The sequence below is a fragment of the Psychroflexus salarius genome (genome assembly GCF_900129035.1).
GTDB lineage: Bacteria > Bacteroidota > Bacteroidia > Flavobacteriales > Flavobacteriaceae > Psychroflexus > Psychroflexus salarius.
In genome coordinates this window covers 98289-112384 of record NZ_FQTW01000001.1, presented here as the reverse complement: position 1 = coordinate 112384, position 14096 = coordinate 98289, and the positions used below count along the sequence as shown (strand labels likewise).

Here is a 14096-nt window from a genome sequence, read left to right as displayed (position 1 = left end):
GTATTTCATATATCATACTAAGGCGTTTCCATGGGTAGTTTAAGTATTATACTAATCGTATTAGGCTATTTAGGCCTCTTGTTTTTTATTGCTTTTTGGGCAGAAAAAAATAAACGGTCTAAATTAGTTAATAGTCCTTATGTTTATGCCTTATCCCTAGCAGTGTATTGTTCAGCTTGGACATATTATGGTAGCGTTGGTATGGCTGCTCGAACAGGAGTTGAATTTTTAACCATCTACTTAGGTCCTATTATTGCAGCGCCATTATGGATTGTCGTATTAAAAAAAATCATTCAACTCTCAAAAATTTATAATGTTTCTAGTATAGCAGATTTTATTTCACTTCGATATGGTAATAATCGCTCGTTGGGAGCTGTGGTTGCAATCATCTGTGCGTTGAGTATTATTCCTTACATCGCCTTACAGCTGAAGGCTTTATCTGAAAGTTTTCAAATTATATCTCAAGGTTCTACTCATAGTATTATGGGTCAATATTTATTAACGGATTCTACATTTTATATCGCTTTATTATTAGCGGTATTTTGTGTATTTTATGGAACGATTACATTTGATGCTTCAAAACAAAAAAAGGGAATTTTCTTTTCAATAGCTTTTGAATCTTTAGTTAAACTCATCATATTTATAATTATCGGAATTTATACCACCTTTTATGTTTTCGATGGTGGAAATTCAATAATTACAGAAGTTTCTAAAAATTTTAACATCAATAAGCTTAGTACAGTTGAAGGTGTTACCGGTGGTATTAACTGGTATTTTACCATAGCATTATCATTTTTGGCAATATTTCTTTTACCGCGTCAATTTCAAGCTTCTGTAGTTGAATATAGCCATAAGAAACAGCTTAAAGTGGCTATTTGGTTATTTCCATTGTATTTATTGTTGTTTAATATCTTTGTTATTTTTATTGCATGGGCCGGATTAGCTTTATTTTCTTCTACAGAAAATGCCGATTATTTTACATTGTTAATTCCACTTACCTATGGTGATTATTGGTTAGCTATACTAGTGTTTCTTGGTGGTTTATCAGCTGTAATTTCTATGGTAGTAGTATCTACTTTAGCGTTGTCAACCATGTTAAGTAATAACTTGATTATTCCTTATGCTTACTTGAAAAAGTTTCAAAGAAACACATCAAATAACAATCAAAAGACCATTAAAAATATTCGTCGAATGAGTATTTTTATGCTAATAGCAATTGCTTATTTCCTTTACGCATTTGTAAATCCATCAGTTTCTTTATTTTCAATTGGTTTAGTGTCATTCTTACTAATTGTTCAATTAGCGCCATCATTTTTTGTGGGTATGTTTTGGAATCGTGGTTCTGCTCTAGGTGCTAAAATAGGAATGATTTCTGGGAGCTTAATTGTAATTTATACTTACCTTCTACCCTTTTTTACATCAGCCATATTAGCCAACAATAATTTTATAGAAAACGGACTTTTTGGTATAGAAATGCTTCGACCATACAACTTATTTGGGGTTGATTTTTTAACTCCGTCTAACCATTCATTATTCTGGAGTTTAGCCGTCAATTTATTTTTGTATGCTTATTTTTCTCTAGTTTTTAAAGGCAATTACCGCGAACGAAATTACGGTGAAGTTTTTACAAACACATCTAAAATAATAGACTTGCAAGAAGATGCTTACGTCTGGAAAGGTGAGGCCTACATAGCTGATATTCATAAAATTTGGGTTAGATTTTTAGGGACACACCGTGCTAATCGGGCGCTTAATATTTTTAAGCGCCGCTATAAACTTTCTGAAAAAACTAAAATTGCAGACGCCAGATTTATTAACTTTTCAGAAAAGTTACTTACAGGAGCTGTTGGAAGTGCTTCGGCTAAAATATTAATTTCAAATGTGGTTAAAGAAAAACCTGTATCTCTCGTAGAAGTCTTAAAAATTCTAGAAGAAAATAAAGAAGCCATTTCTATTAATAAGTCTTTAAAAACACAAAAAGAGCAGTTATTTAAACTCACTGAAGAATTAAAACAAGCCAACAAATCTTTAACTCAACAAGATAAATTAAAAGATGATTTTCTTGACACTGTGGCTCACGAGTTAAAAACACCAATTACCTCAATTCAAGCCAGTAGTGAAATCCTTAAAGATGATGCCGATATACCTGATGATTTAAAACAGCAGTTTTTAAGCAATATATTGTTTGATACGCAACGAATTACTAATTTAATAAATGATATTTTAAATCTTGAAAAATTAGCCTCTGGACGAGAATCACTTCAGCTAAATACTGAAAATGTGACTGAAATTATTCATAAAGCAGTTAAAAGCTTTGAGGGAATAGTTCAGAAAAAGAAAATCTCTATTTCAATTGATTCGAAACCGAATGAAGTTTCAGCTGAAGTTGATTCTGCTAAATTGATACAGGTATTTACTAATTTAATATCAAATTCACTCAAATTTGTAGAACCTAAGCACGGAAAAATTGAAATTAAAGTCAATTCTACTAAAGATATACTTGCTATTGAAGTTTTAGATAACGGTAAAGGACTTGTCGAAGCTGATATCCCTTATATTTTTGATAAATTTTATCAATCTAATAATCAAACACTTAAAAAGCCAGAAGGCAGCGGCTTTGGCTTAGCTATTTGTAAACAAATTATTAGCTTACATAAAGGTGTAATTGAAGTCAATAAAGCATATACTAAAGGAGCTAGTTTTATAATTAAACTACCAAAAAAACAAAGCGTATGAGTAAAATTTTAATCGTTGATGACGAACCAAATATTGTTATGGCTTTAGATTATGCCTTGCAAAAACAAGGATTTACAGTTCTAATTGCTCGAGATGGACAGGAAGCTTTAGATATTGTTAAAAAAGATATTCCTAAAGTTATTATCCTAGACATAATGATGCCAAAAGTTGATGGTTTTGAAGTTTTAAATCAACTTAAATCTAACCCTAAAACTAAAGATATAGCTGTACTTATACTAAGTGCTAAAAATAAAGCCAAAGATATTGAAAATGGTTTAAAAGCTGGTGCCAACGAATATCTCGCTAAACCATTTTCTACAAAAAAATTAATCGAAAAAATTAAATCTTACTGTTAAAATTATTGATATGATGACTTACGAAGAAGAATACCATAAAAGTAAACAAAGCCCAAATGAATTTTGGTTAAAGCAATCACAACAACTCAATTGGTTAACCGCTCCTAAACAGGCTGTAAAACAAACCGATGATGGACTTTTTCACTGGTTCCCAGACGGAAAAACAAACATGAGTTATTTGTGTATAGACCAACATATTGAAAATGGACATGGCAACGATGTAGCTTTAATTTACGACTCCGCAGTTCGACAAAATATAATCAAATACACTTACAACGATTTAAAAATTGAAGTCGAAAAATTAGCAGGCGCTTTAAAGTCTTTAGGGGTTCAAAAAGGTGATACTGTAGTAGTATATATGCCCATGATTCCACATGCGGTTTTCAGTATGTTAGCCTGTGCAAGAATTGGTGCGATACATTCGGTTGTATTTGGAGGCTTTGCACCAAATGAATTAGCTTTAAGGATTGATGATGCTCAACCAAAAGTCCTATTAACAGCAACATCAGGTATAGAAGTTGACCGAATTATACCGTATAAGCCTATGGTTGATGAAGCTTTAAAGCTTTCTAAGCATCAACCTGAGCATGTCATTATACATAATAGAAAACTCGGTGCTGAAAACCCAAAACAACCTATTGATCTTGATTATGATGATTTAGTCGAAAAATCTGAACCTGTAAGTTATCAGCCTGTTTCTTCAGATCATCCCTTATATGTTTTATACACTTCAGGTACTACAGGATCTCCAAAAGGAGTTATTCGTGATACTGGTGGCTATGCCACAGCTTTAAAATATTCAATGCAAACTATTTACGGCATAAAGCCAGGTGAAACTTTTTGGGCTGCTTCTGATGTCGGCTGGGTAGTTGGTCATAGTTACATTGTTTATGCACCTTTAATTAATCGCAATACAACCGTTTTGTTTGAGGGTAAACCAGTTAGAACACCAGATGCTGGTTCTTTTTGGCGTGTTATTGAAGAGCATAAAGTCAATGTAATGTTTACAGCTCCAACGGCATTCAGAGCGATTAAACGCGAAGATCCAAATGGCGAACTCATTAAAAAGTATGACATTTCATCTCTACATTACCAATTTCTAGCAGGTGAACGATGTGATGAAAACACATTGAAATGGGCTGAAAAGCATTTAAAAATTCCAGTGATTGACCATTGGTGGCAAACTGAATCTGGATGGCCTATTGTCGCTAATTTTATGGGCTATGAAAAACAGAATCAACCTGTTGGGTCGGTTGGTAAAGCCGTTCCTGGCTACAATCTTGAAATTCTAAATAAAAATGGAGAACAACTTCAACCGAATGAAGAAGGTTATGTAAGCATAAAGCTTCCGCTTCCTCCAGGATTTATGACAGGCCTTTGGGGTTCAAAAGAGCGTTATCGAGCAGGCTATTTAAATAAATTTCCAGGTTATTATTTTTCTGGTGATGGTGGTTTTAAAGATAACAATAACAATATTTTTATTACCGGCCGAATTGATGATGTGATTAATGTTTCTGGTCATCGACTTTCTACAGCAGCTCTAGAAGAAGTTGTGGCTAGCCATAATATAGTAGCTGAATGTGCAGTTGTTGGTATATCAGACAAATTAAAAGGTCAAGTACCTATGGCTGTTGTTGTTCCGAAAATTGGTGAAGAAAATTATGAACATTTTAAACTTGAATCTGAAATTGTTCAAAAAGTTCGCCAACAAGTTGGCGCAGTAGCTTCACTTAAAAAAGTAGTTGTTGTGAAGCGATTACCGAAGACTAGAAGTGGTAAAATTTTGCGTAGAACCTTGCGTAGAATTATAGATGGTGAAAGCTATAAAATGCCTTCAACTATTGAAGATCCTATGGTAATTAATGAAATTATTGAAACCTTTCAACAAGAAAAAATAGGTGCCTTTGCTACAGATAAAGACATCATCACTAAATCGCTTCGCGCTTTAACTGATTCTTATTACAATATAGATTCATTAGCGAAATATATTGATGTCTATCGAATTTCTCAAAATGATCCTGATAATTTCTGGAACACCATAGCAGAACGAAATTTCAAATGGCATAAAAAATGGGATAAAGTGATGTCTTGGGATAAAGAAAATGTTGACATCAAATGGTTTGAAAACGCTAAACTTAACATTACAGAAAACTGCCTAGACCGCCATTTACAGCATAACGCATCTAGCAATGCCATAATTTGGGAACCTAATAACCCCAAAGAAGAAACACAATTTATTACTTATAAAGATTTGCATCAACGGGTTTCAAAAATGGCTAATGTTCTTAAAGACTTGGGAGTTAAAAAAGGCGATCGTGTTTGTGTGTATTTGCCTATGATACCAGAGTTAACAGTAACCGTTTTAGCTTGTGCGCGTATTGGTGCTATTCATTCAGTAGTATTTGCTGGGTTTTCGGCTTCAGCGCTTGCCTCTAGAATAAATGATTCTAATTGTAAATTATTGGTGACTTCAGATGGTTCTTACCGTGGAAATAAAACCATAGATCTTAAGGGAATTTGTGACGAAGCTTTACAATCTTGTCCTTCAATTGAGCATTCACTTGTGGTTAAACGTACACATGAAAAAGTTACAATGAAAGAAGGTCGTGATTTATGGCTTCATGAGGCTTTAAAACAAGTTGATGATGTTTGTCCAGCCGAAATAATGGATGCTGAAGATCCTTTATTTATTTTGTACACATCTGGTTCAACAGGAAAACCTAAAGGTATGGTTCATACAACTGCTGGTTATATGGTCTATACAGCCTTTACATTTAAAAATGTGTTTCAATATCAACCTGGCGATGTTTACTGGTGTACGGCAGATATTGGTTGGATTACTGGTCACAGTTATATTGTTTACGGACCTTTATTAAACGGTGCTACTTCAGTAATGTTTGAAGGTGTTCCTTCCTACCCAGATTTTGGACGATTCTGGGAAGTGGTCGAAAAATTAAAAGTCAACCAATTTTATACTGCACCAACGGCAATTCGTGCTTTAGCTAAACAATCTATCGATTATGTAAATAAATATGATTTAAGTTCGATTAAAGTTTTAGGTAGTGTTGGCGAACCTATTAATGAAGAAGCTTGGAACTGGTATAACGATAATATCGGTAAGAAAAAATCACCTATTGTTGATACTTGGTGGCAAACTGAAACAGGTGGTATCATGATCTCTCCTATTCCTTTTGTGACACCTACTAAACCGACTTACGCAACCTTACCACTTCCAGGAATTCAGCCTTGTTTAATGGATGAAAACAGTCAAGAAATCAAAGATAATTCGGTTTCTGGGCGATTATGCATTAAACGACCTTGGCCAAGTATAGCGCGTACGGTTTACGGAGACCATCAGCGTTACAAAGACACTTATTTTTCGGCTTACAAAAACATGTACTTTACAGGTGATGGTGCAGTTCGTGATGAAGTTGGTTATTATAGAATTACGGGTCGTGTAGATGATGTTGTGATTGTTTCTGGACATAACTTAGGAACAGCGCCAATAGAAGATGCTATTAATGAACATCCAGCTGTAGCAGAGTCGGCTATTATTGGCTTTCCGCATGATGTTAAAGGAAATGCACTTTCTGGTTTTATTATTTTAAAAGAAGAAGGTGAATCGCGAGATCATGATAATGTTCGTAAAGAAATTAACCAAATTATTACGAGTAAAATTGGGCCTATTGCTAAATTAGATCGCATTCACTTTGTTTCTGGATTACCGAAAACACGAAGTGGAAAAATTATGCGTCGAATTTTAAGAAAGGTATCATCACATGAAATGGATAATTTAGGAGATACGTCTACTCTGCTAGATCCTTCAATTGTAGATGAAGTGATTGAAGTGGTTAAAAATGAAACGACCTAAAAACCGTCTAATCGTATAACTCATTTTAAAAAAGCTGTCTTGTTATTTCGAGACAGCTTTTTTAAAATCAAAATCACTAATCTTTTTACGAGATGATTATTGTCAACTTTAATGATGTACAAATCAATACTTTTGTAAAATCTATAATTTGTTGTGTTTCATACTGAAAAAAGCCAACCGCACAAAAAGTACATTTATTTTTTTACCAACACGAAAGCCATTAATAAAAAAAAGAGCTGTTTCTTGCTAACGCTTTAATAAAAAATTAAATTTAAAACCTGATAGAGAGAATCAATTATATGGAATTAAAAATCTTGAAACCACGAAAGGCAATCAATAAAGCCTTCTTAAAAATTAAACCGAACAGAACGGAAATCGAAAGTTTCAAGACGAATTTGATTGAACTACTCGACCGCACCAATGATACTGAATCAGAAGAATTTCACAAAAACCTAGTTTCTGACTTTCTAAAAGACACCTATTACAAGAACAACCATTTTATAAACACAAAAGGAAGAAATGACCTTGTAATCCACAACGGAAACAAAGCAAAAAGTTCAGTTGGAGTAATCATTGAAGCAAAAAAGCCTACCAACAAAGCCGAAATGCTAAAAGCATTCGTGAAGGGAGATACTCCCGAACAAATGCTTTCTAAAATCAATGTCAAAGCATTTCAAGAATTGATTCTCTACTATTTAAGAGAACGAATTACTCATAAAAACCTCGAAATAAAATATTTAGTTGCTACAAACATTAACGAATGGTTCATTTTTGATTCCAACGTATTTGAAAAGCAATTTGCTCAAAACAAAGGATTGGTTAAACAATTCAACGATTTTGAAAATGGAAGATTAGCAGGAAAAACAACCGATTTTTTCTACAAAGAAATTGCAGAGCCTTTTGTTAATGGATTAAAAAACGATATTGAATTTACATTTTTCGATATTCGAGAATACGAAAAACCACTTCGTAATGACAATCTAAAAGACGACAATAAACTCATATCGCTCTTTAAATTACTCTCACCAGAGCATTTATTAAAATTACCTTTTACCAATGACAGCAATAGTCTTGATAAAAGATTTTATGGCGAATTACTACATATTATAGGACTTTCGGAAACGAAAAAAGGAAGCAAAAAAATAATTGAAAGAAACAAAAAAAGAGAAAGAAACACAGGTTCGTTTCTTGAAAACGCCATAATACAACTTGATAGTTTAGATAAAATAAACAGACTTGATAATCCTAGTCATTTTGGAACAACTCAAGAGGAACGTTTATTTAATGTTGGTCTTGAATTAAGTATAACTTGGATTAACCGTATTCTGTTTCTAAAACTTTTAGAAGCTCAACTGAAAACTTATCATAAAGGAGACCAATCCTATGAATTTTTGAGTATTGATAAAATTCAAAATTATGATGATTTAAATAGCCTTTTCTTTCAAGTTTTAGCCAAAAAACAATCTGAAAGAAATGTAGACGTAACAGAACTTTTCACAAAAGTTCCTTACTTAAATAGTTCGCTTTTTGAACCTACAGGAATTGAACACGAAACAATATTTATTAGCAATTTACGTGACGAAAAAACAATTCCGATTTATTCTTCAACCGTTTTAAAAAACGATAGTGGAAAAAAACGAACAGGTAATTTAAATGCCCTTGAATATCTATTTGAATTTTTAAATGCTTACGACTTTAGTAGCGAAGGAAAAGAAGAAATTCAAGAAGATAATAAAACCTTAATTAACGCTTCTGTTCTCGGTTTAATTTTCGAAAAAATTAATGGTTACAAAGATGGCTCGTTTTTCACGCCAGGTTTTATCACGATGTATATGTGTCGTGAAACCATTAGAAAATCAGTTATTCAAAAATTCAACGAAACCAAAGATTGGAATTGTAAAGATTTAGATTCACTTTACGATAAAATTGAAGACAGACAAGAAGCAAATAACATCATAAACAGTCTTAAAGTTTGTGACCCTGCAGTTGGTTCAGGACACTTTTTAGTTTCTGCACTAAATGAAATGATTGCTGTTAAAAATGATTTGAAAGTTTTACAAGATAGAGATGGTAAAAGGCTAAAAGAATACCAATTTGAAGTTGTAAATGACGAATTAATTGTTACTGATGAAGATGGAGAACTTTTTGAGTACAATCCTAACAACAAAGAAAGTCAACGAATACAAGAAGCTTTATTCCACGAAAAGCAAACCATTATAGAAAACTGTTTATTTGGGGTTGACATTAATCCAAATTCTGTGAAAATCTGTCGATTACGTCTTTGGATTGAGTTACTAAAAAACGCCTATTACAAAAACGAAAGTGAATTAGAAACCCTTCCAAATATTGATATTAATATCAAATGCGGAAACTCACTCATTAGTCGTTTTGAACTTGATGCTGACCTTAAAAAAGCACTAAAAAGTAGTAAATGGACTATTGAAAGTTATAAGATTGCTGTTGACACATATCGTAAAGCTCAAAACAAAGCGCAAAAGCGTGAAATGGAAAAACTGATAGATGACATTAAGAAGGATTTTAGAAGTGAAATTTCATTAAACGATAAAAAAGTAAAACGTTTAACTAAACTTAAAAGTGAAATCTTTTTAATGACAGAACATCCTAAGATGTTTGAGTTATCTAAAAAAGAAAAAACGGCTTGGAATAAAAAGCTCAAAAAACTTACAGATGAATCAAAAAAATTAGAAACCACGATAGAAGAAATTAAAAACAATAAAATCTATGAAGAAGCTTTTGAATGGCGATTTGAATTTCCAGAAGTTTTAGATGATAACGGAGATTTTGTTGGATTTGATATAGTTATTGGTAATCCACCATATGTACAGCAAAGGAAATCGAAAGGGAATACAGCCTTATTTAGCAGATGGTACTCTGTCTATTCAGGAACTGCTGATTTAAGTGTATTTTTCTTTGAAAGAGCATTTGATTTATTAAAAGAAAACGGTCAGTTTGCATTTATAAACACCAATAAGTTCTTTAATACAGAATATGGTAAACTTTTAAGAGCTTTTTTAAGCAAATTTAGAATGAACAAAGTCGTGAACTTTGAACTTGTACCAATTTTTGACGAAGCATTGGTTTCAAGTGTAATTCTTACAATGGAAAAAAGCACACCAAATATTTCGTTTGAATATTTAGAATTCAACAATGAAGAAATAACACAAGATAAATTTGATTCGTACAAAGAAGATAAATTAACGGTTATTGATAATTCTTTGTTATCGAACGATTTTTGGCTATTCAGTAAAATTGAAGAACAAGCTATAATTTCCAAAATGAAGAAACAAGGAAGTGAAATAAGTTCCTTTGATTCAATTCAAATTAAAAGAGGTATAACAACCGGCTTTGATGCGGCCTTTATTATAAATAAAGAAAGTGAATTATTCAATTCACATTTGGCCAAAAACTTTTTGCGAGGTAAAGACATTCATCGTTATAAAATTGAAGAAAACGACTTAAAACTTCTTTTTGTTCCTTGGCATTATCCACTTCACGAAGACGAAAGCGTAAGTGGAGCAAGTGAATTAGCTGAAAACACTTTTAAAAGTAATTATAATAATGAATATGAACATTTAAAGTCATTTAAAACCGAGTTAAGTAACAGGAATAAATCTGAAACTGGCAAACGTTATGAATGGTATGCTCTGCAACGTTGTGCTGCAAGCTATTACCCTTTATTTGATGAAGAAAAAATAGTCTGGGGATTAATTTCTGGTGGTTGGGATTTTGCATTTGATAATAAAGGTAATTTATTGACTAGTTCATCATTATTTCTTACTTCCGATACTATTTCCTTAAAATTCATTTTAGCTTTATTGAACTCAAAGCTTTATAAGTTTTATTTTTCAATTGTAGGAGAAAAGACAGCTGGTGGAGCTTATGTTTTCAAAAAAACGACAATTGAAAAGTTTCTGATACCTAATGATATTTCGAAAGTTGAAAAATTGACCGAAATAGTTGAGTTAATTCTAAAAGAGGATTCTGAAAAAATGAAAGTTAAGTTTGAGAAAGATATTGATAAGCTTGTTTATAATATCTATGATTTGAATGAAAATGAAATAAAAATTATAGAAGAAGCCATCGCATAAGCCATACACATTTGCAATTCGCACCAGCCAAAGCACAAGCTAAAAATTGCTAAAAAGTATGTCTTTGCCAAGGCTAAGAACAGAACACAACATAAAGTACAAAAACACAACTACGTATAAAAAAATAGTGGTTTAGTCGCTTAATCGAAAGAAAATAAATAAATTAGAGGTCATTTTTTAAACTAAAAACTGGTATATAAAATCCGCTACTTTTTATAAACAAGACCTTTAGAATTACAATTATGATTTACAAAAAAGCAAAAATATTAGGCTTGATAATTTTCTTACTGACTTATGTTTTAGCATGGGTTGTTGTCAGTCAGTTTACTGATGTTACTGGTATAATTGCAAGTATAGCAGCAGTTGCAGGCTTTATTGCCGCACCGAAAATTCAAAAAATAGACAGTCAGTCCCCAAATGACTTTCTAGTGAAATGGCATTTTGGTGAAGATGCTTTTAAGAAGATTTATAAAGTATTGTTTAAGACTTCAGTTTAAATTCTTGACTACTCCTCCAAAAATCAATTCCATCTGCTGTTTCGAAAATTAAAAAAGCCTCTAAATTTGGTTTATTTTCAATAAAAATTTTTCCTTGCTCAAGACCCATTGCCATAATAGCTGTAGCATAGGCATCAGCTTCGGTTGAATTTTCAGCTAAAACACTTACCGAAATCAAAGTGTGATTGACGGGATAACCTGTTTTAGGATTAATAATATGACTTCTCTTGACGCCAGCATCATCAATAAAGTATTTACGATAACTACCAGAAGTACTTAATGCACGGTTAGACACTTCAATAGTAGCCAAAAAACGATTTAGGTCAGGATTTTCATCGTAAAGCGGATTTTCTATTCCAATCAGCCAAGGTTTCTGTTTACTACTTTCACCTTTAGATCTCAATTCTCCACCAATTTCAACCTTAAAATCAGTGATATTTTTAGAATCTAAAAAGTTTGAAATTTCATCAATTGCAAAGCCTTCTCCCATCGCTGTAAAATTAATGATGGCATTTTCATTCAAATTAATGGTGTCGTTTGATATTTTGTAACTTTTCGAAAACCCAACACGTTGCATAGCGCGTTCAATCTTAAGGGAATCCGCTTTTGGAGTGGTGTTTTTCCCAAAGCCCCACAACTCAATAACCGGAGAAATTGTTGGATCGAAATAAGCGTTTGTAGCATCATATAAATCTTGAGCTTTTTTAAAGTGAGCTTTTAAAATTTTTGAAGAATTTGTGATAATTCGTTTTTTGTTAAGTTGATTAATTTCTGAATGAGAAATATAAGCACTAGCAGCTTCATCGATGCTATTGAAAATAGAGTCGATTTGGGATTTGTAAGATTCTGGTGACTTGTAAATAATTGAAAAATAAGTGCCATAAACTTGGCCTTCATAAACTAGAAAATCTTCGGTTGAAGTATTTGTATTAACTTCATTTTCATTTGAAGCCATTCGAAATATCACAACTGCAATAACTATAACAATTGCACCAATAAACGCGTAACCTACAAATTTTGATTTCATCAAATAATTTTTGCTAAGTTAGCAAGAAAAATCTTTAACTTTAAAGGTTTAATTATAACAATTTTAAAACATAATGGGACTATTTTCATCGCTATTAGGAAACGCTGGCACCGTAAATCCAGAGCAATTGGCAAATGATTATGCCGATTTATTAATCGAAAATGAAGAAGTAGATATTGGTTTTAAATTAGTGCGAGACACTTTAATATTTACAAATAAACGTTTGATTTTTGTAAATATCCAAGGATTAACAGGTAAAAAAAGAGAATATCTGTCTATTGCTTACCGAAGTATTTCACGTTTCTCGATAGAAACTGCTGGCACTTTTGACCTCGAAGCCGAATTAAAAATTTACATTTCAAGTGAATCAACGCCTAGTATTACTCAAAATTTCAATAAAAAAGTTAATGTTTATGATGTTCAAAAAGTATTGGCGCAGTACGTTTTATAAGTCGCTAGCAATTTTAATTTGTGCGATAACTTCAGTTTTAGCACAATCGCCATCCCAGCAAATTAAATCAACTTTAGAGCAATTTCCAGCTGAAACCCAAATCTCAGTTGCATATACTTCAAATGGTGAAGATGTTTTTAAAGGCTTTAAGAAAACTCAGCAAAGCATTGTTTCAGAAGAAAATTCAACCCAATTATTTCAAATTGGTTCAATTTCTAAAGTTTTTACATCTATTATTTTAGCTAATTTACAGCTTAACAATAAAGTTAAGCTCAATCAAGATATAAGTAAGCTAGCTATTTTTGATACTTTATTTAATCAACCAATTACCTTGAAGTCACTGGCTAATCACACATCTGGATTACCAAGGTTACCAAGCAATTTTGCAGAAAGTGCGTTTAAAAACCAAAGCAATCCGTATCTTAATTACAGAGATAAAGAATTGTTTACGTATTTAAAAACAGACCTGAAATTAAAAGATTCTTCTTATCAATATTCAAATTTAGGAACAGGATTATTAGGATTCACACTTGAGTATTTGACTAAACAGTCTTACGAAGATTTATTGCAAAATTATGTGGTTAAACCTTTAAGTATGCCTAACACCACGAGCAAACCAAAAAGTATGACCAATGTAATTAAAGGTCTTGATGCTAAAGGTGAGCTTACCTCCTACTGGACTTTTGATGCTTTAAAAGGTGTTGGTGATATTTTCTCAACCGCTGAAGACCTCTTGGTATTTTCAAAAAAAATCATAGAAAAGTCAGACCCAGCCATAAATTTATCTTTAAAACAAACGCATCAAATCAATAATCGCCAAGCTATTGGACTTGGATGGCATATTTTAGAAACTAATGCAGGATTTACATGGTATTGGCATAATGGTGCTGTTGGCGGTTTTACATCTACAATTGTTGTAAATCCTGAAACAAATAAAGCGGTTGTTGTGCTGTCTAATGTATCGGCATATCATAAAGACATGCAAAAGATTGATAAATTGTGCTTTGATATAATGATTGGACTTGAAAACAACTAACAAGTGTTAGTTT

General features: G+C 32.3%; 8 protein-coding genes and 1 pseudogene. 8 read left to right on the top strand and 1 reads right to left on the bottom strand.

The window, feature by feature from the left end; all coding sequences use genetic code 11:
* Positions 1–30: 30 nt before the first annotated feature.
* From BUB82_RS00475 to BUB82_RS00455, 6 genes and pseudogenes are all read left to right on the top strand, one after another.
* A complete protein-coding gene (locus BUB82_RS00475; RefSeq protein WP_073190483.1) occupies positions 31–2736 on the top strand; it encodes an ATP-binding protein in 2706 nt (901 codons plus the stop codon).
* A complete protein-coding gene (locus tag BUB82_RS00470) occupies positions 2733–3092 on the top strand; it encodes a response regulator transcription factor (RefSeq protein WP_073190479.1) in 360 nt (119 codons plus the stop codon). The genes BUB82_RS00475 and BUB82_RS00470 overlap by 4 nt, the downstream gene beginning before the upstream one ends.
* A gap of 10 nt (positions 3093–3102) precedes the next feature.
* Positions 3103–4860, top strand: a pseudogene (locus tag BUB82_RS11930) (AMP-binding protein); the annotation flags it as partial.
* Positions 4861–5016: 156 nt separating this feature from the next.
* The gene (acs, locus tag BUB82_RS11925; RefSeq protein ID WP_394331615.1) at positions 5017–6963 is read left to right on the top strand and encodes an acetate--CoA ligase; all 1947 of its coding nucleotides are present in this window, start codon (positions 5017–5019) and stop codon (positions 6961–6963) included.
* A gap of 299 nt (positions 6964–7262) precedes the next feature.
* A complete protein-coding gene (locus tag BUB82_RS00460; protein ID WP_073190473.1) occupies positions 7263–11072 on the top strand; it encodes a DUF7149 domain-containing protein in 3810 nt (1269 codons plus the stop codon).
* 242 nt (positions 11073–11314) lie between these two features.
* Entirely contained in the window at positions 11315–11569 is a 255-nt protein-coding gene (locus tag BUB82_RS00455) for a hypothetical protein (RefSeq protein ID WP_073190470.1), read from the top strand.
* Here BUB82_RS00455 and BUB82_RS00450 read toward each other — a convergent pair.
* Complete coding sequence (locus BUB82_RS00450; RefSeq protein WP_073190466.1) at positions 11553–12596, bottom strand: FAD:protein FMN transferase; 1044 nt, start codon at positions 12594–12596, stop codon at positions 11553–11555. The genes BUB82_RS00455 and BUB82_RS00450 overlap by 17 nt on opposite strands.
* A gap of 73 nt (positions 12597–12669) precedes the next feature.
* Between BUB82_RS00450 and BUB82_RS00445 the strand changes: the two genes are divergently transcribed.
* Both BUB82_RS00445 and BUB82_RS00440 read left to right on the top strand, forming a co-directional pair.
* A complete protein-coding gene (locus BUB82_RS00445) occupies positions 12670–13047 on the top strand; it encodes a PH domain-containing protein (RefSeq protein WP_073190463.1) in 378 nt (125 codons plus the stop codon).
* A complete protein-coding gene (locus tag BUB82_RS00440; RefSeq protein WP_159432011.1) occupies positions 13010–14083 on the top strand; it encodes a serine hydrolase domain-containing protein in 1074 nt (357 codons plus the stop codon). The genes BUB82_RS00445 and BUB82_RS00440 overlap by 38 nt, the downstream gene beginning before the upstream one ends.
* Positions 14084–14096 lie beyond the last annotated feature (13 nt).

Excerpts from the sequence above, each read along its gene's own strand:
- BUB82_RS00460 (WP_073190473.1), top strand. The coding sequence starts at position 7,263 with ATGGAATTAAAAATCTTGAAACCACGAAAGGCAATCAATAAAGCCTTC.
- BUB82_RS00445 (WP_073190463.1), top strand. The coding sequence starts at position 12,670 with ATGGGACTATTTTCATCGCTATTAGGAAACGCTGGCACCGTAAATCCA.
- BUB82_RS00450 (WP_073190466.1), bottom strand. The coding sequence starts at position 12,596 with ATGAAATCAAAATTTGTAGGTTACGCGTTTATTGGTGCAATTGTTATA.
- BUB82_RS00470 (WP_073190479.1), top strand. The coding sequence starts at position 2,733 with ATGAGTAAAATTTTAATCGTTGATGACGAACCAAATATTGTTATGGCT.
- BUB82_RS00455 (WP_073190470.1), top strand. The coding sequence starts at position 11,315 with ATGATTTACAAAAAAGCAAAAATATTAGGCTTGATAATTTTCTTACTG.
- BUB82_RS00475 (WP_073190483.1), top strand. The coding sequence starts at position 31 with ATGGGTAGTTTAAGTATTATACTAATCGTATTAGGCTATTTAGGCCTC.
- BUB82_RS00440 (WP_159432011.1), top strand. The coding sequence starts at position 13,010 with ATGATGTTCAAAAAGTATTGGCGCAGTACGTTTTATAAGTCGCTAGCA.